Origin of the sequence: Minwuia thermotolerans (genome assembly GCF_002924445.1) — a bacterium.
Classification (GTDB): Bacteria; Pseudomonadota; Alphaproteobacteria; order Minwuiales; family Minwuiaceae; genus Minwuia; species Minwuia thermotolerans.
Genome location: NZ_PIGG01000064.1, coordinates 98,053 through 118,582, shown reverse-complemented (window position 1 = coordinate 118,582; position 20,530 = coordinate 98,053). Strand labels below are relative to the sequence as shown.

The 20,530-nt window shown below is 68.5% G+C and carries 20 protein-coding genes; 7 read left to right on the top strand and 13 right to left on the bottom strand.

Translation table 11 applies throughout. The features are described 5' to 3' along the window. Positions 1 to 95: 95 nt before the first annotated feature. Complete coding sequence (locus CWC60_RS17690) at positions 96 to 1,868, top strand: sensor histidine kinase (RefSeq protein WP_125182820.1); 1,773 nt, start codon at positions 96 to 98, stop codon at positions 1,866 to 1,868. Positions 1,869 to 1,875: 7 nt separating this feature from the next. Here the strand turns inward: CWC60_RS17690 and hisI are convergent, their stop codons facing one another. From hisI to pcaF, 6 genes are all read right to left on the bottom strand, one after another. Then, positions 1,876 to 2,247, bottom strand: coding sequence for a phosphoribosyl-AMP cyclohydrolase (hisI, locus tag CWC60_RS17685; protein WP_109795239.1), 372 nt, complete (start codon positions 2,245 to 2,247; stop codon positions 1,876 to 1,878). Positions 2,248 to 2,276: 29 nt separating this feature from the next. Next, positions 2,277 to 3,239, bottom strand: coding sequence for an ABC transporter ATP-binding protein (locus CWC60_RS17680; protein ID WP_109795238.1), 963 nt, complete (start codon positions 3,237 to 3,239; stop codon positions 2,277 to 2,279). Continuing rightward, positions 3,236 to 4,231: an ABC transporter ATP-binding protein gene (locus CWC60_RS17675; protein WP_109795237.1), complete on the bottom strand. Its 996-nt coding sequence runs from the start codon at positions 4,229 to 4,231 to the stop codon at positions 3,236 to 3,238. Before CWC60_RS17675 ends, CWC60_RS17680 begins: the two co-directional genes overlap by 4 nt. Next, a complete protein-coding gene (locus tag CWC60_RS17670) occupies positions 4,228 to 5,127 on the bottom strand; it encodes an ABC transporter permease (protein WP_109795236.1) in 900 nt (299 codons plus the stop codon). Before CWC60_RS17670 ends, CWC60_RS17675 begins: the two co-directional genes overlap by 4 nt. After that, a complete protein-coding gene (locus tag CWC60_RS17665) occupies positions 5,120 to 6,073 on the bottom strand; it encodes an ABC transporter permease (protein WP_206420005.1) in 954 nt (317 codons plus the stop codon). The genes CWC60_RS17670 and CWC60_RS17665 overlap by 8 nt, the downstream gene beginning before the upstream one ends. A 156-nt stretch (positions 6,074 to 6,229) precedes the next feature. Beyond that, positions 6,230 to 7,435, bottom strand: coding sequence for a 3-oxoadipyl-CoA thiolase (gene pcaF / locus CWC60_RS17660; RefSeq protein WP_109795355.1), 1,206 nt, complete (start codon positions 7,433 to 7,435; stop codon positions 6,230 to 6,232). Between the two features lie 228 nt (positions 7,436 to 7,663). Between pcaF and CWC60_RS17655 the strand changes: the two genes are divergently transcribed. From CWC60_RS17655 to CWC60_RS17640, 4 genes are read left to right on the top strand one after another with little or no spacing between them, the layout of a single operon-like run. Further along, positions 7,664 to 8,377, top strand: coding sequence for a hypothetical protein (locus CWC60_RS17655; RefSeq protein WP_109795235.1), 714 nt, complete (start codon positions 7,664 to 7,666; stop codon positions 8,375 to 8,377). Positions 8,378 to 8,395: 18 nt separating this feature from the next. Next, the gene (locus CWC60_RS17650) at positions 8,396 to 8,758 is read left to right on the top strand and encodes a PepSY domain-containing protein (protein ID WP_109796438.1); all 363 of its coding nucleotides are present in this window, start codon (positions 8,396 to 8,398) and stop codon (positions 8,756 to 8,758) included. A 4-nt stretch (positions 8,759 to 8,762) separates the two neighbouring features. Then, the gene (locus tag CWC60_RS17645) at positions 8,763 to 9,437 is read left to right on the top strand and encodes a response regulator transcription factor (RefSeq protein ID WP_109795233.1); all 675 of its coding nucleotides are present in this window, start codon (positions 8,763 to 8,765) and stop codon (positions 9,435 to 9,437) included. Then, on the top strand, positions 9,434 to 10,774 hold the full coding sequence (locus tag CWC60_RS17640) for an ATP-binding protein (RefSeq protein ID WP_109795232.1): 1,341 nt from the start codon (positions 9,434 to 9,436) through the stop codon (positions 10,772 to 10,774). The genes CWC60_RS17645 and CWC60_RS17640 overlap by 4 nt, the downstream gene beginning before the upstream one ends. Here CWC60_RS17640 and pntB read toward each other — a convergent pair whose 3' ends face one another. The 3 genes from pntB to CWC60_RS23735 form a co-directional block, all read right to left on the bottom strand. Then, complete coding sequence (pntB, locus tag CWC60_RS17635; protein WP_109795231.1) at positions 10,775 to 12,160, bottom strand: Re/Si-specific NAD(P)(+) transhydrogenase subunit beta; 1,386 nt, start codon at positions 12,158 to 12,160, stop codon at positions 10,775 to 10,777. Positions 12,161 to 12,166: 6 nt separating this feature from the next. After that, a complete protein-coding gene (locus tag CWC60_RS17630; RefSeq protein WP_109795230.1) occupies positions 12,167 to 13,729 on the bottom strand; it encodes a Re/Si-specific NAD(P)(+) transhydrogenase subunit alpha in 1,563 nt (520 codons plus the stop codon). A gap of 123 nt (positions 13,730 to 13,852) precedes the next feature. Next, on the bottom strand, positions 13,853 to 14,299 hold the full coding sequence (locus CWC60_RS23735; RefSeq protein ID WP_164516619.1) for a pyridoxamine 5'-phosphate oxidase family protein: 447 nt from the start codon (positions 14,297 to 14,299) through the stop codon (positions 13,853 to 13,855). Between the two features lie 54 nt (positions 14,300 to 14,353). Between CWC60_RS23735 and CWC60_RS23730 the strand changes: the two genes are divergently transcribed. Further along, positions 14,354 to 14,527 carry a hypothetical protein gene (locus tag CWC60_RS23730; protein WP_164516618.1) on the top strand — a complete coding sequence of 58 codons (174 nt, stop codon included), beginning with the start codon at positions 14,354 to 14,356 and terminating at the stop codon, positions 14,525 to 14,527. A 124-nt stretch (positions 14,528 to 14,651) separates the two neighbouring features. Beyond that, positions 14,652 to 15,464 (top strand): 3-methyl-2-oxobutanoate hydroxymethyltransferase, encoded by an 813-nt coding sequence (gene panB / locus CWC60_RS17620; RefSeq protein ID WP_109795229.1) that lies wholly within the window; start codon positions 14,652 to 14,654, stop codon positions 15,462 to 15,464. A 3-nt stretch (positions 15,465 to 15,467) separates the two neighbouring features. Here the strand turns inward: panB and CWC60_RS17615 are convergent, their stop codons facing one another. The 4 genes from CWC60_RS17615 to CWC60_RS17600 are packed head-to-tail and all read right to left on the bottom strand — an operon-like array spanning position 15,468 to position 20,429. Continuing rightward, the gene (locus CWC60_RS17615) at positions 15,468 to 16,271 is read right to left on the bottom strand and encodes a heme ABC transporter ATP-binding protein (RefSeq protein ID WP_109795228.1); all 804 of its coding nucleotides are present in this window, start codon (positions 16,269 to 16,271) and stop codon (positions 15,468 to 15,470) included. Positions 16,272 to 16,274: 3 nt separating this feature from the next. Beyond that, positions 16,275 to 17,381, bottom strand: coding sequence for a FecCD family ABC transporter permease (locus CWC60_RS17610; RefSeq protein ID WP_109795227.1), 1,107 nt, complete (start codon positions 17,379 to 17,381; stop codon positions 16,275 to 16,277). Further along, entirely contained in the window at positions 17,378 to 18,268 is an 891-nt protein-coding gene (locus tag CWC60_RS17605; RefSeq protein ID WP_109795226.1) for a heme/hemin ABC transporter substrate-binding protein, read from the bottom strand. Before CWC60_RS17605 ends, CWC60_RS17610 begins: the two co-directional genes overlap by 4 nt. Before the next feature lie 19 nt (positions 18,269 to 18,287). Beyond that, on the bottom strand, positions 18,288 to 20,429 hold the full coding sequence (locus CWC60_RS17600) for a TonB-dependent receptor domain-containing protein (protein WP_109795225.1): 2,142 nt from the start codon (positions 20,427 to 20,429) through the stop codon (positions 18,288 to 18,290). Between the last annotated feature and the right edge of the window lie 101 nt (positions 20,430 to 20,530).

Genomic DNA, 20,530 nt, shown 5'->3' with positions numbered 1-20,530 from the left:
AAGACGATATCGGCTGCAGGCGGTGACCTAGCGCATGCGAAATTGCTGTTAGGATCGGAAACAGCATGGGAGGACCGGGATCGCGAATGGCCGGATTGAGCACATTCTGGGTGGCGCACGATCGAGGCGAGTCGCCCGAGGCCGTGCAGATCCGCGTCCAGCAGATGGCGGTTATCGTCCGCCGCGCGCCGCTGATGTTCCTGGCCGTCGCCGTCAACGCCATCCTGACGGCCGCCATCGGCGCCGACGCGCAGGACCGGGAAATCGCCATCGCCTGGGCGGGCATGCTCACGGTGCTCTCCGGGATCGGCTACCTGCAATGGCGCACGCGGCGCCTTTCGCAGACGCCGGACTATGTCAGCGACCGCGGGCCGCGCCGCCTGGCCAGGATCGCGGCGGTGCAGGGCCTGCTATGGGGCGGAGGGGCCGCCATCCTGATTCCGGAGGCGCCCGTCCCCGAACAGGTCATCATCGGCCTCATCGTCGCCGGCATGGGCGCGGGCGGGGCCACGGTGCTGTCGGTGGTGCCGCTGGCGGCCATCGGCTTCACGGTGGGCTGCGTGCTGCCGGTGGCGATCCGGTTCGCACTGATCGGCGACGCCATCTACCTGATGCTGACGGCGATGAACCTGCTGTTCATTCCGGTCCTGCTGGTGATGGCGCGCAGCGTCTATATCTCCTTCGTCGATTCGATCCGCGCGAGGGTTGCCAACGACGAGTTGCTGACGGAACTGTCCGAGGCCCGCATGAGCCTGCTCGACGCCATCGCGCACAGTTCCGAGGGATTCGCCCAGTTCGACGAGGACGACCGCATGGTCGTCGCCAACGACCGCTTCGCCGACTTTCTGGGTATCGACCACGAGCGGATGAAGCCGGGCACGGCCTTTGTCGACATGCTGCGCCACGCCGCCCTGCCCCGGCGGGTGGAGGAAGGCGAGGTCAGCCGCACGTCCTGGATCGAGGAGACGATGGCCGCGCGCAGCGGTCCGGGCTCGGCACAGGTGGAGGAGATGGCCGACGGCCGCTGGGTCGGCGTGTACCACAACCGCACCAGCCGTGGCGGCATGGTATCCACCGTGGTCGACCTGACTGCGATGAAGCAGAACGAGACGGAACTGGTCCGCGCCAAGGTGGAAGCGGAAGCGGCCGACCGCGCCAAGTCGGAGTTCCTGGCGCTGATGAGTCATGAACTCCGCACGCCGCTGAACGCCATTCTCGGGTTCGCCGAACTGTTCATGGACGAAGGTTTCGGTCCCCTGCCCGATCCGCGCTACCGCAAGCACGCCAGCGATATCCACGCCAGCGGCGCCCACCTGCTTGAGATCATCAACGAGATCCTCGACCTGTCGAAGATGCAGGCAGGCTATTTCGAGCTGCAGGAGAGCATCGTCGACCTGACCGAGCCGGTCCGCTCGGTCGTGCGGATGCTGCACGAGCGCGCCGACCGCAAGCACCTGCGGCTGGTCACCGACTTCGACCCCCAGGTTCCGCCCGTCGTCGCGGACCAGCGGACGGTGAAGCAGATGGTCATCAACCTGGTCGGCAACGCCATCAAGTTCAGCCGCACGCCGTCCGACATCCGCATCAGCACCCAGTTGACGGACAGCGGCGAGGTGGCCATCGCGGTCGCCGATCGCGGCATCGGCGTCGCCGCCGCCGACATCCCAAGGATTCTCCAGCCGTTCGGGCAGGTCGAATCCGTGATCAACCGTCACGAGCAGGAAGGGACCGGCCTCGGGCTCTATCTGGTCAAGCAGTTGATCGAACTGCATGGCGGACGCATCGAGTTCCGCTCGGAGCCCGGCCGGGGCTCGACGGTCACGTTGTTCCTGCCGGCCGAGCGCCGGGTCGACGCGGCGGCGCAGTAGGCGTGGATCAGGGCTGCTCCGGCGCCATGATTTCCACCGTCTCCCCGCCGCGCACGGCGCGGTAGAAACAGCTCCGGCGGTCGGTGTGGCAGGCCGGGCCGGTCTGATCGACCAGCAACAGCAGCGTGTCCCCGTCGCAGTCGTAGCGCAATTCGACCAGGCGCTGCACATGGCCCGAACTCTCGCCCTTGCGCCAGAACGAGCGCCGCGAACGCGACCAGTAGCAGACCCGGCCGGTGGCCAGCGTCTCGGCGATGGACGCGGCATTCATCCATGCCATCATCAGCACCTCGCCGGTGTCGTGCTGCTGGGCGATCGCCGGCACCAGGCCGTCGTCGTTGAACGCGATCTCGTCGATGAAACCCGGCTTTTCCGTCATGTTGCGCCTCCGTCCGGATGGGCGGAGACCTACGCGCCGGCGGCCGGCTCGGCAATGGGGAAATGGCAGGCGACGCGGTGGCGGGGCGCGATTTCGGCCAGCGGCGGCTCGACGTCCGCGCATTTCCGCTCTGCCCTGGGGCAGCGGGTGCGGAAGCGGCAGCCCGAGGGCGGATTCATCGGCGAGGGCAGTTCGCCCGACATCAGGTTGACCGGGTCGGGCCGGACGCCGGGGTCGGGTTCCGGCACCGCCGCAAGCAGCGCGCGGGTGTAGTGGTGGCGTGGATGGCGGTAGAGCGCCTCCGAATCCGCCTCCTCGACGACCTTGCCGAGATACATCACCGCCACCCGGTCGCAGATGTTCTTCACCACCGCCAGGTCGTGGCTGATGAACAGCATGGTCAGGTTGTAGCGATCCTTCATGTCGTGCAGCAGGTTGAGAATCTGCGCCTGCACCGAGACGTCCAGCGCCGAAACCGGCTCGTCGCAGATCAGCACTTCCGGGTCCAGCACCAGCGCCCTGGCGATGGAGATGCGCTGGCACTGGCCGCCGGAGAACTCGTGCGGGCGGCGGTCCAGGGAGATTTCCGAGTCCAGGCCGACCGCCTCCAGCGCCTGGACGACCCTTTCCCGGCGCGAACCCCGGTCGCCCCAGCCGACCACTTCCAGCGGCGCGGCGACAATTTCCAGCACCGTGCGCCGCGGATTGAGGGAGGAGACCGGATCCTGGAAGATCATCTGCAGCTTCGGGCGGACCGCGCGCAGCGCCTCCCCGCGGGCCCTGGTCAGTTCCATGCCCTGCAGCCGGACCGAACCCGAGGTGGGGCGCGGCAATTGCATCACCGCCCGCGCCGTCGATGACTTGCCGCAGCCCGATTCGCCGACCAGCCCCAGCGTTTCGCCCGCGCGCAGCGTGAAACTCACCCCCGAGACGGCCTGAACCGGACCGAATTCGACCACCAGGTCCTCGACCTCCAGCATGGTCTCCGTCATGCCGGCGCCTCCTGCTTCAGGGGCTTGAAACAGGCGAACATGTGGTTCGGATCGTTGGAGACGCGCTCCAGCCGGGGTTCCGACTGGCGGCAGACCTCATCGGCATAGGGACAGCGCGGCGCGAAGCGGCAGCCGGGCGGCGGCGCGATGAGATTAGGCGGCCGGCCGCCGACGGTCTCCAGGCGCTTGTGAGGCGGATCCTCCAGCCGGGGAATCGAGCGCAGCAAGGCTTCGGTGTAGGGCATGCGCATGTCGGCGAACAGTTCCGACGTCGCGGCCCGCTCCACCACCCGGCCGGCATACATCACCGCGACGTCGTCGGTCCGTCCGGCGACCACGCCCAGATCGTGAGTGATCAGGATCATCGCCATCTGCCGCTCGCGGGACTGCCGCGCCAGCAGGTCGAGGATCTCCGCCTGCACGGTGACATCGAGAGCGGTCGTCGGCTCGTCGGCGATCAGCAGCTTGGGCTGGCAGGCCAGCGCCATGGCGATGGCGACGCGCTGGCGCATGCCCCCCGAGAGCTGGTGCGGATAGGCGTGGACGCGCTCCTCGGGCTGCGGGATGCCCACCGCCTGAAGAAGGTCGACCGCCAGATTGCGGGCCGCGGACTTCGACATGCCGAGATGCCGGATCGGCCCTTCGGAGATCTGCCGGCCGACGGTCATCACCGGGTTCAGCGAGGACATCGGATCCTGGAAGATCATCGCGACCTCCGGCCCCCTGATCCGCCGCAGGTCCCGCTCCCGCATTTCCAGCAGGTTGCGGCCGTCCAGCACGATGCGGCTGTCACGGCCAATCCGCGCATTCGACGGCCACAGCCCCATGATCGTCCGCGACAGCACCGACTTGCCGCAGCCCGATTCGCCGACGATGCCGACGGTGCGGCCGTGGCCAAGCTCCAGGTCGACGCCGTCGACGGCCCTGAGCCGGCCCATCGGGGTCTCGAAATGGACGCTGACATTCTCCAGCGACAGCAGCGGCGCGCTCAAAGCCGGCTCTCCCGGGTGTCGCCCAGATTGCGGAGCTGATCGCCGATCAGGTTGAAGGACAGGACCGTCAGGCACATCACGCCGGCGGGGATGAAGGTGATGTGCGGCGCCTCCTGCAGATAGTCGCGCCCCGATTCGATCAGATTGCCCCAGGACACGGCCGGCGCCTGGACGCTGAGGCCCAGGAAGCTCAGCACGCCCTCCACCACGATCAGCACCGCCGTCACCAGCAGACCATAGACCAGCATCGGGACCAGCACGTTGGGCAGCAGTTCGCGCACCAGGATGCGCAGGTCGCTGGCCCCGCTGGCCCGGGCGGCCAGCACGAACTCGCGCTGGGCGAAGGAGAGCGTCGTTGCGCGGGCGACGCGGGTGAAGGCCGGCACCGACAGAAAGCCCAGCGATATGATGACGTTGGGGATCGTCGCCCCGGCGTAGAAGATCACGGCGGTCAGCAGCACCAGCGCCGGAAAGGCAAGGATGACGTCGATGCCGGCGACGACCGCGGCCTCGATCCAGCCCCGGTAGTAACCGGCGGTCATGCCCAGCGTGCCGCCGATCAGCAGGCCGATCAGCGGCGCCAGCAGGCCGATCATCAGCGAGGTCTGGCTGCCCTTCAGCAGGCGCGAGAGAATGTCCCGGCCGAGATTGTCCGCGCCCAGCCAGTAGGTGTATTCGACGAATTCCTCCGAGCCCTGAAGCGCCTGTTCGCCGACGGCGCCCGGCGGCGCGGCAGGCGAGAGAAAATCCATGCTGTCGTGCTGCGCCACGGGAAGGAAATCCGCCGTCAGGGCGCCGAGACACATCAGGCTCAGCCAGACCACCGAAAGCCAGAAGGCGAGGCCAAGGCGCCGTCGCCGCGGCCGCAGGGCGACTTCCTCGACGGCCTCAGCCATGACCGCGCTCGACCCTGACGCGCGGATCTATGGCAGCGTAGAGCATGTCCACGGTGAAGTTGATCACCGTGTAGAACACCGCGATGAACAGCACGCAGCCCTGCACCATCATGAAGTCGCGCGCGAAGATGTTCTCCACCAGCAGCCGCCCCAGCCCGGGCAGCGCGAACAGCGTCTCGATGACCAGCGCGCCGCTCATCACGTTGGCGACCTGCAGCCCGAGGATCGTCAGCAGGGTGAAGGAGGCCGGCCGGAGCGCATGGCGGAACAGCACGCTCGCCGGCGGCAGGCCCTTGGAGCGCGCCATGGCGATGTAGTCCTCGCGCAGCACGCCGATCATGTCGGAGCGCAGCACCCGCATCAGCACCACCCATTCGGCGGCCGCGATGGCCAGCGCCGGCAGGATCATCGAACGCAGGTTCGCCCACAGGCCGTCGGAGATGCGCTGATAATCGGTGGCCGGCAGCAGATCGAGTTGCAGGGCGAAGACATAGATCAGGATCAGACCGAAGACGAAATTCGGCACAGAGACGAAGACGAAGCCGATCGTTGTGATCGCCTTGTCCCGTGCGGTGTTGGCCCGGTACGCCGAGTAGAGTCCCAGCGGTATCGCCAGCAGAACGGCGATGATCTGCGACAGGACCATCAGTTCCAGCGTCACCGGCAGGCGGGCGAAGATTGCTTCCAGCACCGGCTCGCCGGTGCGGATGCTCGCGCCGAAATCGCCGGTGAGGCAATTGCCGATCCATTCCAGATAGCGGATCGGCAGCGGATCGTTGAGGCCCAGTTCCTCGCGGATCTGATTGATCTCTTCCAGGGTCGCGTCCTCGCCGGCGATGGCATAGGCCACGTCGCCGGGCAGCAGGCTGATCATCAGGAATGTCAGGACGGAGACGGCGAACACCACGCCGACAAGGCGCAGCAGCTTGCGCGCGACGAAGTTCACGTACCCGCCCCGTTGGTTCGGCGCGCGGCCGGACCAGCCCTGGACATCATCGTTACCTCCCTGAGGCGGTTCTTTTGTTCGACCGCGTCTCGTTGGAAGGATTTTGAGCCGAAAGACTCGCCCGGCGCAACCCGCGTCGCCGCAGGGGCAATCAGGTCACACGCGTTCCAGCACCACGGCGATGCCCTGGCCGACGCCGATGCACATGGTGCAGAGCGCGTAACGCCCGCCGGTGCGGTGAAGCTGATTCACCGCGGTCAGCACCAGCCGCGAACCGGAGGCGCCGAGCGGATGGCCCAGCGCAATGGCGCCGCCATGGGGATTCACGTGATCGGCGTCGTCGGGCAGGCCGAGCTGGCGCGTCACCGCCAGCGCCTGCGCGGCGAAGGCCTCGTTCAGCTCTATCACGTCCATGTCGGCAATGCTCAGGCCGACCTTCTCCAGCACCTTCTGCGACGCCGGGGCCGGACCGATGCCCATGATCCGCGGCGCGACGCCAGCGGTCGCCATGCCCAGGATGCGCGCCCGGGGCGTCAGCCCGTGCTTCGCCGCCGCCGCCTCGCTGGCCACGAACATGGCGCAGGCGCCGTCATTGACGCCGGAGGCGTTGCCGGCGGTGACGGTGCCGCCTTCGCGGAACGGCGTCGGCAGTTTCGCCAGGCTCTCGACCGTGGTTTCGCCGCGGATATGCTCGTCATGCTCGACAACGATGGCGTCGCCCTTGCGCTGCGGGATCGTGACCGGCGCGATTTCCTCGGCGAAAATCCCATCCTTCTGCGCCTTCGCGGCGCGCTGCTGGCTGCGGGCGGCGAAGGCGTCCTGGTCCTTGCGCTTGACCTGAAATTCCTCGGCGACGTTCTCGGCCGTCTCCGGCATGGAATCGATGCCGAACTGCTTCTTCATCTTCGGATTGACGAAGCGCCAGCCGATCGTCGTGTCGTAGATGTCCGCCGAGCGCGAAAAGGCCGTCTCCGCCTTGCCCATGACGAAGGGCGCACGGGTCATGCTCTCGACGCCGCCGGCGATCATGAAACCGGCGTCGCCGGCCTTGATGGCTCGGGCGGCGGTGCCGACGGCGTCCATTGAGGAACCGCAGAGCCGGTTGACCGTGGAGCCCGGCACGGACTGGGGCAGTCCGGCCAGCAGCAGCGCCATGCGGGCCACGTTGCGGTTGTCCTCGCCGGCCTGATTGGCGCAGCCGTAGATCACGTCGTCCAGCGCCTCCCAGTCGACGCCAGCATTCCGCTGCACCAGCGTCGCGATCGGATGCGCAGCCAGATCGTCCGCCCGGACCGACTTCAGCGCCCCGCCGAACCTGCCGAACGGCGTGCGCGCCGCCTCGCAGACGAAAGCTTCGGCCATGGCGATATCCTCCCGGTTGCCGTCTCGGATCACGTTTCGCTGCGAAACCTAGATCGGCCGCAGCGAATAGGGAACCCGCCTTGCGCCGGCGGGCACGGCGGCCATGCAGCCAGCCGTCGGCCGAGTTCTGAGCCCCGTCTGAACCGAGAATGAACCGTCGGTTGGAAGGGGGTTCAGGCGCGATGGCCATTCTCCCTGCCGACAAGACGGGAAGAAGGAGAATTCGCCATGAAACCGCTGAAGTCCCTCGCGATCCTTCTGGGTCTCGGCCTCGCCGGCGGCGCGTCCGCCGCACCATCGCAGCCCCCTCCCGTACCGGCCCTGGCCGAGGCCGCGGAAGTCGACTTCGAAATCCGCCTCGGCATTCCGGGTCTGGAGCGCCACGACGACCGCACCGACCGCCGCCTGATCACGCCGCGCCGCGCCGTCCGCATCGCCAACGCCCGCGTGCCGATGCGGGTCCGCTCCGTCGACCGCACCGGCCGCGCCTTCGTCGTTCACGGCATGACCCGACGGGGTCCCGTTTCCGTGTCGGTGCACCGCTTCACAGGCAAGATCATCGACGTCGACTTCGGCCACGACCGCCGGGCACGTCGCCACCGGGGTATCTCGGCCGGGCGCGCCGCCGACATCGCCACCGCCCGGCTGCCCATGCGGGTCAACGCCATCGCGCCGCGCGGCCGCGTCTACGAGGTCCGGGGCTTCAGCCGAGCGCACGGCCCCGTCACGGTCAAGGTCGACCGCTTCACGGGCCGCATCGAGGATGTCGACTACGCCCGCGGGCCTCATGGCTCCCGCTTCGGCCACCGGGACCGGGACGCCGACCACCTTGAAAGGCGCAGGGGCGGACTGGATATTATCGTCCGGAACAGCGACGATGACGACGACCGGCGGCGAGGCGACGAACGCCGCCGCGAGAATCCGCGCGACGTCGGACCCTGACGAAGAGAGAGGCGTACATTGCACCGCAGTCTCACATTCGCGCTGGCCTTGCTCGCCGCCCTCGCGGCGGGCGGGACCGGGTTCGCGAAGCCTGACGACGGCCGCCATTCGCCCGCACGGGGGTTCGCGGAGCGCTTCGCCGAGCCCGAACGGCGCGGCGGCGGCAACCCCTGGGAGCGGCGCGCCGAGAACGGCCGGCGGAAGGCGGACGAACTGCCGCTGTCTCAGATACTCCGGCGCATCCAGCAGAGCGAGGGCGGGCAGGCCGAGCAGATCCAGTACGCGGACGGCCGCTATGTCATCATGTGGCGCTATCCGGACGGCCGGCTGCAACGGCTGATCGCCGACGCCCGGACCGGACGTGTGAGCCAGGGAAGGTAGGACCATGCGGATACTTGTCGTCGAGGACGAGGCCTCCCTCAGGGAGGGGCTGAAGTCGACCCTGCAGCGCGTCGCCTATGCCGTCGATACCGCCGAAGACGCCGACGAGGCCGATATCCGCATGGATGTCGCGCCCTATGACCTGGTGCTGCTGGACGTGAACCTGCCTGGCCTGGACGGCGTCAGCCTGCTGAAGAACTGGCGGCGGAAGGGGGTGACGACGCCGGTGTTGCTGCTGACCGCGCGGGACGGCTGGCGCGAGAAGGTAGCCGGCATGGACGCCGGGGCCGACGACTACGTCACCAAGCCGTTCCATCAGGAAGAACTGCTGGCGCGGATCCGCGCGCAAATCCGCCGCGCCGCCGGCAAGGGCGTTTCCGTCCTCACCTTCGGCGACCTCGAGATCGACACCACCGCACAACGCGTCTTCATCGGTGGCCAGGACGTCCGGCTGACCGGTCAGGAATACAAGATCCTGAGCTACCTGGCCCACAATGCCGGACGCGTCATGTCCCAGTCGCAGATCATCGATCACGTCCAGGACGAGAACTCGGAGACAACCTCCAACGGCGCCGAGGTCCTGATCAGCCGCATCCGGCGCAAGATCGGCCGTCACTGGATCGAGACCATCCGCGGCCTGGGATATTCCTTCCGCCCCGATCCCGGACCGGCCGAATGACGGCAGCGGCCCGCCGGCCGTCCCTCACCCGGCGCATGATCCTGCTTTCGGTCGCCGGGGTGCTGCTGGTCACCGCGGTGTCGGCCTGGATCGGCGCCCGTCTGCTGGAACGGGAACTGGACGGCCTCAGGGACCGGGAACTCGGCCGTCTCGCCGATCACATCGTCCACGATCTGCGCGAGCAGGATCTCGCCGCCATCCGAGCGGGCGAGAGTATCGGTCCACCCCAGTTCGCCGAGATCTTCTCTGGCGCCTACTGGCAGGTGCGCCCGCTCGCCGGCGACGGTGAGCCGCTGCGCTCGCGTTCCTTGTGGGACACCGCGCTGCCTGCGGCAGCGGTACCCGACGGAGCGTCGGGCTTCGGCTTCGCCACCGGCCCGCTGGACCAGCGCCTCAGGATCTGGATCGGCCGTGTGAGCCGGCCCGAGGGTGACTTTCTGGTGCAGGTGGCCACCGACACCGCCGACTACGACCGGATCGGCCGGCTGATGACCCGTCTCGCCACCGGCGCCATGATCGCCGAGGGTGTGCTTGCGGTGCTCGCGGTCTCGGTGCTGGGCTTCATGAGCCTGCGCTCGATGCGGCGCTTCGCCGGCGAAATCAAGGCGCTGCGCAATGGGGAGCGCGAGGAGCTGAGCGAGGAAGTGCCGGCCGAGATCGCCCCCGCGGCGCAGGAGGTCAACGCCCTCAAGGCGGCGCAGAACCGGCTTCTCGCACGCGCGCGCGACCAGGCGGCGGGACTGGCCCATTCGCTGAAGACCCCGCTGGCCGTGATGATCCAGGCCGCCGAGAGCGACGACCGGGTGCCGTCCGAACTGGTCCGGACCCAGGCCGACCAGGCGCTGCGGCAGGTCAACCTGCACCTCGCCCTGGCCCGGTCCGCCGGGGGCGCCCACCGCAACGCCGCCACCGAGGTCGGCCCGGTGCTCGACGGGATCGCGCGGGTACTGGGTCCCCGGCTCGACGAAGCCGGTGTCGCGCTGGAAATTTCCGCTCCGGACGCCTTCCGCCTGCCGCTCGAGGAGGCCGATCTCTACGACGTTCTGGGCAACCTGCTGGACAACGCCGCGCGCCACGCCGAGCGCTCGATCCACGTCAGCGCCTTCGCCAACGGGACCGGGGACGTCGTCCAGGTCGACGACGACGGGCCGGGCCTCAAGCCCGCACAGGTCCGCCAGGCGCTGTCGCGCGGCCAGAGCCTCGACGGCGCGCCGGGACTGACGGGGCTGGGTCTGACCCTGGCCCAGGACATCGTGCAGAGCTATGGCGGCTCGCTGGAACTGACGCCCTCGCCGCTGGGGGGCCTCCGGGTCACGATCCGGATGGGCCGCGTCTGATCAGCTCTCCAGCCTGGACAGCACCATGTCGAGGCTCTCCTTGGCGTCGCCGAACAGCATCCGCGTGTTGTCCTTGTAGAACAGCGGGTTGTCGACGCCGGCATAGCCGGTGGCCATGGAGCGCTTCAGCACCACCGTGGTCCGCGCCTTCCAGCATTCCAGCACCGGCATGCCGGCGATGGGGCTGTTGGGATCGTCCTGGGCGGCCGGGTTGACGATGTCATTGGCGCCGATCACCAGAACGACGTCCGTCTTCGGGAAGTCCTCGTTGATCTCGTCCATCTCCAGCACGATGTCGTAGGGCACCTTGGCCTCGGCCAGCAGCACGTTCATGTGGCCGGGCAGACGGCCCGCGACCGGGTGGATGGCGAAGCGCACGTTGACGTTCTTCGCCCGCAGCCGCCGGGTGATCTCGGAGACCGTGCCCTGCGCCTGCGCCACGGCCATGCCGTAGCCCGGGATGATGATGACTTCGTTGGCTTCTGTCAGCATCTCGGCGACGTTGTCGTGGCTGGTCGCCACCGTCTCGCCCTCGACGTCGGCGGACGCGCCGCCCGCGGTGCCGAAGCCGCCCAGGATGACCGAAACGAAGTGACGGTTCATCGCCCGGCACATGATGTACGACAGGATCGCGCCCGAGGAGCCCACCAGCGCGCCGGTGACGATCAGCAGGTCGTTGCCCAGCATGAAGCCGGTCGCCGCCGCAGCCCAGCCGGAATAGCTGTTCAGCATGGAGACGACGACGGGCATGTCGGCCCCGCCGATGCCCATGATCAGGTGCGCGCCGACGATGAAGGCGATTACGGCCATGATCAGCAGCGCCCAGACCCCGCCATGATCCTCGACGCCCAGGAACATGTAGCCCAGCCAGATGCAGATCAGTACGGCGATCAGGTTCAGCCCGTGGCGGAATGGCAGCATCAGCGGCTTGCCGGATATCCGGCCATCCAGCTTGCCGTAGGCGATGATCGATCCGGTGAACGTTATCGCGCCGATGAAGACGCCGACGAAGATCTCCACCTCGTGGATGGTCTTCTCGACGCCGATGAAGACGTTGTTCGGATCGATATAGCTGCCGATGCCCACCAGCACGGCGGCGAGACCGACGAAGCTGTGCAGCATGGCGACCAGCTGCGGCATGCCGGTCATGGCGACGCGGCGGGCGACGTAGACGCCGATGATCGCGCCGATGATCATTGCCGGCGCGATCACCGCGTAGTTCGCGACCTGCGGCGCGGCGATGGTTGCGATGATGGCGATCGCCATGCCGACGATGCCGTAGATGTTGCCCCGGCGCGCGGTTTCCTGCTTCGACAGGCCCCCCAGCGCGAGGATGAACAGGATGCTCGCCGCGATATAGGCGACGGTAACGAGCCCTTGAGCCATGGGTCTCTACTCCTTCGCCTCGTCCTTGCGGAACATGCCGAGCATGCGCTGGGTTACCCAGAACCCGCCGCAGATGTTGATGGTGGCGATCAGCACCGCGACGAAGGCCAGCGCCGTCACGATCCATGACGGGCTGGAAACCTGGAGCAGGGCGCCGATGACGATGATGCCGCTGATGGCGTTGGTGACCGACATCAGCGGCGTGTGCAGCGCCGGTGTGACGTTCCAGATCACCTGATAGCCGACGAAACAGGCCAGCACGAAGACCGTGAGATGGGCCATGAAGTCGGCCGGCGCCACGGTCCCCAGTCCGAGCAGCGCGAGGGCGCCCGCCGCCATGGCGACAAGCGATCCCGCCCCCGGCCGCTTCTTCTCGGGTTTGGCCTCCGGTTTCGGCAATGGCGCCGCAGCCTTCGGTTTCGCCGCGACCTCGACGGCCGGCGGCGGCCAGGTGATCTCGCCGTCCTTGATCACGGTCGCGCCGCGGATGACCACGTCGTCCATGTTGTGGTTGGGCTGCCCGTCCTTCGCCGGCGTCAGGTCGTCCAGGAAGTGCCGCAGGTTGGAGGCGTAGAGCTGGCTCGACTGCGCCGCCAGACGGCTGGGCAGATCGACCAGACCGATGATGGTGACGCCATGACGGACCACCACCTGACCCGGTTCCGTCAGTTCGCAGTTTCCGCCCTGCTCGGCGGCCAGATCGACGATGACCGAGCCCGGCTTCAGGGTTTCCACCATGTCGGCAAGGATCAGCTTCGGCGCCGGCTTGCCCGGGATCAGGGCGGTGGTGATGACGATATCGACGTCGGCGCACTGCTCGCGGAACAGCGCCATCTCGGCGTCAATGAACTCCTTCGACATTTCCTTGGCGTAACCGCCCTGACCGGAGCCTTCCTCCTCGAAGTCGAGTTCGAGAAACTCCGCGCCCATGCTTTCGATCTGCTCCCTGACTTCGGGGCGGGTGTCGAAGGCGCGGACGACCGCGCCCAGGCCGCGCGCTGCGCCGATCGCGGCGAGACCGGCGACGCCGGCGCCGATGACCATGACCTTGGCCGGCGGCACCTTGCCCGCGGCGGTGATCTGGCCGGTGAAGAAGCGGCCGAAATGGTTGGCGGCCTCGACGACGGCGCGATAGCCGGCGATGTTGGCCATCGAACTCAGGGCGTCCAGCTTCTGCGCCCGGCTGATGCGCGGCACGGCGTCCATGGCGATCACGCTCGCCTTGCGGGCCGCCATCTTCTCCATCAGTTCCGGATTCTGCGCCGGCCAGACGAAGCTCATCAGGGTCTGGCCCTCGCGCAGCATCTCGGTCTCGTGGACGCCGGACGGATGCTGCTCGGGCGCGCGCACCTTCAGGACGATGTCGGAACTGGCCCAGACGTCGCGGGCGCTCTCCAGCACCTCGACCCCGGCTTCGCGATAGGCCTCGTCGGAGAAGTCGGCATGTTCGCCTGCGCCGCTCTCGACGGCGAGGCTGTAGCCGAGCTTCGCGATCTGCCGCGCGACGGACGGCGTCAGCGCCACACGCCGCTCACCGTCGTGCACTTCCTTCGGAACGCCGATCTTCATTGCCATGCGGACGGCCCCTCCATGAAACAAACCGCGCGAATATACGGTGCCGGGTGCATATTAGAAGGGTCCGAAAGCGACGGCGGGTGCTTGATTTCGTCGCGGTGCAGCAAATTACGCCGCTCAGCCGAAGGCGCCGGCCATCCTGACGCGGTAATCCCAGCTCATCATCCGCTCCGGCGTGATGCGGATTCGCGCCTCCTCGGCGTCCCTGCCAAGCAGCCAGCGGCCGAAGGCGTGATCCTCGTCGCCGCCGTAACGGCCATAGAGTTCCCGCAGCAGCGGCCCGCCATCGGGCAGGATCTCCGCCCGGCCCTGCCCGCGGACGCCGAAATAGGGCGGCGCGTCGCCGGCGATCTCGAAGCCGCAGCGGGGGTTGGATTCCAACGCCCGCACGATGGCGGCGGAGCGGGCCGATGCGCACCAGAGCGCGCCGTCCCGCCACAGGTACCAGACCGAGACGACCATCGGCCAGCCGGTGGCCCCGGCGGCGGAAAGGCGCAGCGGCAGGGCAGTCCGCGCCAGATGATCCTCGATCTCCGTTCTCGACCAGGGGCCTTTCAGCTTCATGGGGTAATCCTCTCCGGGTTCCGTGGCGTATCGGTCGCGAAACGGGAGCAACCGATGCGGGATATCATCAAGAGTATACGGCGCGGCGGCGTCCGTGGATGCCGCCGGCTCGCGGCGGCGGTCCTGATGACTGCCCTGGCGGCCTGCGCCGGGCACGAGCCCTTGCCGGCCAGCGACACCAACCCCGCCTGCGAAGGCTATTCCGGCGGCTATACGGAGCGGTGCTGAGGCGCATGCGGCGATCGGGGTGACACTGCGTCCCCGCACCGTGCTAAGGACGGAGCGCCTTTGACGTCGTGCCGGCGGAAAGCGCCGCCGGCTGCTGAACCAGAACCAGGGGAGCCCCGATCCGATGTCCGCCGGTCCCGTCACCGTACCCGCGATCCGCGCCCGCAAGGGCGGAACACCCATCGTCTCGCTGACCGCCTACGACTACCCCACAGCCCAGGCCATCGACGATCTGGTCGATTTCATCCTGGTCGGCGACTCGCTGGGCATGGTGGTGCACGGCCTGCCGACGACCCAGGGCGTGACGCTGGAGATGATGGCGATGCACGGCAAGGCCGTGATGCGCGGGGCGAAGCGCGCCCTCGTCGTGGTCGACATGCCCTTCGGCAGCTACGAGGAAAGCCCGGAAGCGGCGATCCGCAACGCCATGTGGCTGATGCGGGAGACGGGATGCAGCGCGGTCAAGCTGGAAGGCGGGACCGAAATGGAACGGACCATCCGCTTCATGACCGAGCGCGGTGTGCCGGTGCTCGCCCATGTCGGCCTGATGCCGCAGAAGGTCGCAATGATGGGCGGGTTCAGGACCCAGGGCCGCAACACGGAACTGGCCGACAAGGTTATGCGGGACGCCGAAGCGGTTTCCGCCGCCGGCGCATTCGCCACGGTGATCGAGGGCACGGTGGAGCCGCTGGCGCGCGAGATCACGGAAAAGATCGCCATCCCCACCATCGGCATCGGCGCCTCGCCGGCCTGCGACGGCCAGATCCTGGTGATCAACGACCTGCTGGGCCTGGCCAGCGACTACATGCCGAAATTCGTCAAGCGCTACGCCGAGACCTCGGCGACGATCCGCGAGGCGGTGAGCGCCTATGGAGAGGACGTGCGCGCGCGGCGCTTCCCCGGCCCCGAACACTGCTTCGGCGTGAAGAAGGGGTAGCGGTCACACCGCGTCGGCGAACTGCGCGGCCGGGACGATCAGCGGCGGCCCGTCCGGCGACTCGACACGCCTGAGTTCCAGCCCGAAGACCTCGCTCAGCAACGCGCCCGACATCGCCTCCGACGGGGGGCCCCATCCGGCCAGCCGGCCATCGCAGAGCACCGCGACCCGGTCGGCATAGCGCAGCGCGAGATTGAGGTCGTGCAGCACGGCGATGACGCCGAGCCCGCTGTCGGCCATGCGCCGGACCTGATCCATCAGGCTGTATTGATGCCGCAGGTCGAGGTTGTTCGTCGGCTCGTCCAGCACCAGCACCTTGCCTTCGGCCGCCGCTCCGGCGAAGGGCCAGAGCTGCGCCAGGGCGCGTGCCAGATGGCAGCGCTGCTTCTCGCCGCCCGAGAGGGTGCGGAAGTCGCGTTCGGCGAGCGCCTCCAGCCCCATGGCGCCGATCGCCGCTGCAGCGGCCGACAGATCATCGTCGCGGCCCGAGCGCCCGGCATGGGCGATGCGGCCCAGCAGCACGACTTCCATTACGCTGAAACCGAAGGCCAGATGCTGCTCCTGCCCGACGACGGCGCGGCGGCGGGCGAGGTCTGCGGCGGCGTAGCTGCCGATCGGCCGGCCATCCAGTTCGGCGACGCCGTCCTCGGGGCTCATGTCGCCGCTCAGGCAGCGGATCAGGGTCGACTTGCCGGCGCCGTTGGGGCCGACGACGGCGAGCAGGCTGCCGCCGTCGAGACGGAGCGAAACGCCGTCCAGCAGCTTCCGGTTCTGACGAACGACGGTGATATCTCGGGCCGTGAGCATGACCTAGAAGCCCGCTTGCCGGCGGCGGTAGAGCAGCCAGATGAAGAAGGGTCCGCCGATCAGGCTCATGACCACGCCGATGGGCAGATCGGCCGGCGAGGCGGCGGTACGGGCCACGGTATCGGCCAGGGTGATGACCAGCGCGCCCAGCAGCGCCGAGGCCGGCAGCAGGTAGCGGTGGTCGGGCCCGATCATCAGGCGCACGAGGTGCGGCACCGTCAGGCCGACGAAGGCGACGACGCCGGACATGGCGACCGCCGCCCCGGTCGCCAGCGCGACGAGCACAATTGCCCAACGCTTGGCCGCCTCGACGCCGATGCCGAGATGCCGCGCCTCCGATTCGCCGAGCGCGATGGCGTTGAGAAAGCGCGTCAGCCGCTGCAGCCCGACAAGCCCGATGGCCACGCAGGGCAGCAGGATCGTCACCTTCTGCCAGGTGGCCGAGGCGATGGACCCCAGCAGCCAGAAGTTCAGGTCGCGCAGTTCCCGGTCGTCACTCAGGAACATCATCAGCCCGACCACGGCGGCAGCGAGCGCGTTGAGCGCGATGCCGGCGAGCAGCAGCGTGGCGACATCCGTACCGCCGCCGCGCTGGGCAATGCCGTAGACCAGGGTGACGATCAGCAGTCCGCCGAGGAATGCGGCGAAGGGGATCGCGTAGGCTGACAGGCCCGCCGCCGCGCCGGTCAGCAGCGGCCCGCCCAGCACGATCATCATCACCGCGCCCATGGAGGCGCCGCTGGAGACGCCGATCAGCGCCGGGTCGGCCAGGGGATTGCGGAACATGCCCTGCAGTACCGCCCCGGATACGGCGAGCGCCGCGCCCACGCAGAGACCGAGGACCAGTCGCGGCAGACGGATTGCCATGAGGACCGCTTCCTCGCGCCCTTCATACGGGATGCCGAGATCCAGTCCCAGCAGCCGATCCGCGAGGATGGCCAGGATGTGGACCGCCGGCACGTCGATGGCGCCGGTCCCGGCGGCGCCGAGCGCCACCACCGCGAGCGCCGCTGCGAATCCCGCGATCCAGAGGCGGCGGACGCGGGCGCGGCCGCGCGCCCGTTCGGCCAGATCGAAGCCGCCCCGCGCCACGCCGGCCACGCCGCTCATTCCGCGTCCCAGGGACCGGCCGGGAGCTCGATATCCGGATGCAGCGCGCGGGCGAGCCGCGCCGCCGCCTCCGGCGTGCGCGGGCCGAAGCCGAGCAGCAGCAATCCGTCCATGGCCACCACACGTCCCGCCTCGGCCGCCGGCGTCGCCGCGAGGCCGGGCAGCGCCAGCAGGGCGGCCTCCCCGCCCAGCATGTCGACCGTGCGCCGCGTCACCAGGATCACGTCGGGCGCCAGCGCCACGCCGGCTTCGGGTGTGAGTGGGCGAAAATTGGTGAAATCACGGATCGCATTCCCGCCGCCGGCCATTTCGATGATGCCGGCGGCGGAGGTCTCCAGCCCCGCGACCAGCGGGGCGCCGGACCCGGTCGACAGCACGAACAGCACCCGCGGCCTTTCTCCGGTCGCGGCAACGGCTTCACGAACCTCGGCCCAGCGCGCCAGTATTTCGCTCTTCAACGCTTCGCCCGCCGCCTCCCGGCCCAGCGCAGCGGCGACGGTCTCGATCTTGGCCGCAACGCCCTCGATGTCGGGCTTGTCCGGCGCGGTCACCACCTCGACGCCGGCGGCGCGAAGCTGGGTCAGCGCCTCGGGCGGACCGGCGTCGGCCTCTGCCAGCACCATGTCGGGGGAGAGTGAGAGCACCGGTTCCGCCGACAGGGCGCGCAGATAGCCGACATCGGGCAGGTTGCGGACTTCCGGCGGATGGAAGCTGGTCGAATCCACGCCCACCAGCCGGTCGCCCGCGCCCAGCGCATGGACGATTTCGGTGACCGAGCCACCGGCGGAAACGATGCGCCGGGGCTCGGCCACTGCCGATGCCACGCTGCCGAACAGCAATCCGAGGGCAAGAAGGATCCGTCCGGTGCGTGCGGCGTGGAGTGGCATGCAAGTTCTCCTTGTCGGGCTACCAGCGCCGGGTCAGGGTCACGCGACCCTTGACGTTGCGGCCGGGTTCGAAGGCGTCGTTGAAGACGCGGGAATAGGCGCGGTCGGTGACGTTATCGATCCCGAGATCGACGCGGAGCTCGGTGTCCTCCGCCAGATTCCGCGCCCAGGCGAAGTAGAGGTCGTGGACGACGTAGCCCGCACGCTCGTCGGCGGCTGCGTCGACCTTGTCGAAGTCGAAGGCCCCCAGGGTGCGCACGCCGGCGATAGCGCCGAACTCGGGGAACTTGACGCCGAGGTCCAGGGTCACCTGCGCCGGCGTCAGTACGCCCAGCTTGCCGCCGTTGGTCAGGTCGTCGCCGTCGAGATTGCCGAAGCCGAAGGCGACGCGGGCGCGGCGGCTGTCATAGCGCGCCTCGATCTCGTTGCCCTCCAGCAGGGCCTCGGGAATGTTGACCGCCTGGGTGGTGCCGTCGCATGCCCCGGGGATGAAGGGATTGCAGTCGACGAAGGGCGTCGGCTGGTTCACCTGCAGGTCGATGAAGTCGTCGGCCCGGGTGCGGAAGCGCGTCGCCTTGAACTCGACGCGGTCGCCCTGTGCGAGCACGCTGGTGAACTCCAGTCCGAAGCCGATCTCCACCGTGGAAGTGCGCTGCGACTGCAGGTCGGGATTGGGGACGAAGCGGTTGACGACGCCGGCGCCGACCGGGATCTCGAAATGCACGCCGTCCAGGAAGGCCTCGTCGAAGCTGGGGGCGCGGAAGGCACGGGAATAGTTGCCGAAGACCATGGCCCAGGGTGTCGGGAACCAGGTCGCGCCGAAGCGCGGCGACAGCGCGACATCGGTGACGTCGCTGGAGATCGCGCTGGTGGTGCGGAAATAGTCGAAGCGCATGCCGGGCAGCAGGACGAAATCCCCCGTGCCCGCCCCGAAGGGTTCGTAGAAGCGGAACTCCGCCTGCCCGAAGACGCCGCCGAACAGATTCGTCGAGTCGGGCACGCCGTCGCGCTCGCCGCCGTTCTCCGCGCCGTCCTGGACGTCGCGATATCCCTCCAGTCCGTAGACGAAGGTCACCGCGCCGTCGTCGATCCAGTCGAGCGCCGAGCGGTTGTCGGCTCGGAAGCCGAGCGTGTCGACGTCGCGCTTCAGTTCGTCGCCCTGGGCGCCGGCGCCGGCGTTGTCCAGGCGCGTCTCGTCGATGCGGAAACGGGTGTAGTAGATCTGCGCGTCCAGATCGATCAGCGGATCGTCCGGCGCGTCGTAGCGCCAGCTCAGACGGGCGGTGTCGTTGGTGATGTCCTTGTCGACTTCGTCGGTGCCGGCCGCGCCCTGGCCGACATTGGGCTCGGTGGCGTCATTGCGGAAATGCAGCAGGGAGAGTTCCAGCTCATGGCCGCCGCCCGCCTCGTAGGACGACCGGAACAGGCCGCTCAGAATGTCGTCGTCCGCGCGCCTCAGCTCGCTGCCGTCGCCCAGGCGGATGGTCCCCGGATCGCGGTACACCAGTCTGGCGGTCAGATCCCAGTTCTCGGTCGGTCGGGTGAAGCCGGCGACGCCGAACAGTTCCTCATCATCGACGTCCTGGTAGCCCGCCGTGAGCCGGAGCGCGGCGGTTTCGCCATGCTCCAGCACGTCCTCGGCCCTCAGTGTGCGGAAGGCGATGACGCCGCCCGTGCCGCCCGAGCCGTAGAGCGCCGAGGCGGGCCCGCGCAGGACCTCGACCTCCCGCAGCATCATCGGGTCGATGAAGAAGCGGCCGTCATGGCCGGCGTTGAGGTTCTGGCGCGCGCCGTCGATCAGGACCACGATGTCGCTGCCCGAGAAGCCGCGGATGCTCGGCGTCTCGCCGGTCCGCCGCGGCCCGCCGGTGAACTCGACATTGGGTATGAAGTTCAGCAGATCGTCCGGCGAGGAGGCCTGGCGCAGGTCGATCTCCTCCTGCGGCATGACGGTCACCATGCCCGGATACTCGAACGCCTCGATCGGGGTCCGGGTCGCGGTGACCGAGATCGGCGGCAACACCAGTTCGCTCTGTCCTTCCGCGCTCCCGGCCTTCTCGCTCTCGGTCGATTCCGGCGCTTCGGTCGGCTTTTCCTGGGCCAGGACGGCGGCGGGCGTCAGCGCGGCAAGCAAAACAAGGGATGATAGTCTCGGCAGCATGTCTGGTTCCTCTCAAGTGTCTTGAGACGGAATCCCTGAAGCTGGCTGCCTGGGCGGTCGGCCTTGGTGGCTGGCGTGGATCCGGTTGCGTCGGGGACAGG

Excerpts from the sequence above, each read along its gene's own strand:
- CWC60_RS17655 (WP_109795235.1), top strand. The coding sequence starts at position 7,664 with ATGAAACCGCTGAAGTCCCTCGCGATCCTTCTGGGTCTCGGCCTCGCC.
- CWC60_RS17630 (WP_109795230.1), bottom strand. The coding sequence starts at position 13,729 with ATGAAGATCGGCGTTCCGAAGGAAGTGCACGACGGTGAGCGGCGTGTG.
- CWC60_RS17615 (WP_109795228.1), bottom strand. The coding sequence starts at position 16,271 with ATGCTCACGGCCCGAGATATCACCGTCGTTCGTCAGAACCGGAAGCTG.
- pcaF (WP_109795355.1), bottom strand. The coding sequence starts at position 7,435 with ATGGCCGAAGCTTTCGTCTGCGAGGCGGCGCGCACGCCGTTCGGCAGG.
- CWC60_RS23735 (WP_164516619.1), bottom strand. The coding sequence starts at position 14,299 with ATGAAGCTGAAAGGCCCCTGGTCGAGAACGGAGATCGAGGATCATCTG.
- CWC60_RS23730 (WP_164516618.1), top strand. The coding sequence starts at position 14,354 with ATGCGGGATATCATCAAGAGTATACGGCGCGGCGGCGTCCGTGGATGC.
- pntB (WP_109795231.1), bottom strand. The coding sequence starts at position 12,160 with ATGGCTCAAGGGCTCGTTACCGTCGCCTATATCGCGGCGAGCATCCTG.
- CWC60_RS17670 (WP_109795236.1), bottom strand. The coding sequence starts at position 5,127 with ATGGCTGAGGCCGTCGAGGAAGTCGCCCTGCGGCCGCGGCGACGGCGC.
- CWC60_RS17605 (WP_109795226.1), bottom strand. The coding sequence starts at position 18,268 with ATGCCACTCCACGCCGCACGCACCGGACGGATCCTTCTTGCCCTCGGA.
- CWC60_RS17640 (WP_109795232.1), top strand. The coding sequence starts at position 9,434 with ATGACGGCAGCGGCCCGCCGGCCGTCCCTCACCCGGCGCATGATCCTG.
- CWC60_RS17645 (WP_109795233.1), top strand. The coding sequence starts at position 8,763 with ATGCGGATACTTGTCGTCGAGGACGAGGCCTCCCTCAGGGAGGGGCTG.
- CWC60_RS17680 (WP_109795238.1), bottom strand. The coding sequence starts at position 3,239 with ATGACGGAGACCATGCTGGAGGTCGAGGACCTGGTGGTCGAATTCGGT.
- CWC60_RS17600 (WP_109795225.1), bottom strand. The coding sequence starts at position 20,429 with ATGCTGCCGAGACTATCATCCCTTGTTTTGCTTGCCGCGCTGACGCCC.
- hisI (WP_109795239.1), bottom strand. The coding sequence starts at position 2,247 with ATGACGGAAAAGCCGGGTTTCATCGACGAGATCGCGTTCAACGACGAC.
- CWC60_RS17610 (WP_109795227.1), bottom strand. The coding sequence starts at position 17,381 with ATGAGCGGCGTGGCCGGCGTGGCGCGGGGCGGCTTCGATCTGGCCGAA.
- panB (WP_109795229.1), top strand. The coding sequence starts at position 14,652 with ATGTCCGCCGGTCCCGTCACCGTACCCGCGATCCGCGCCCGCAAGGGC.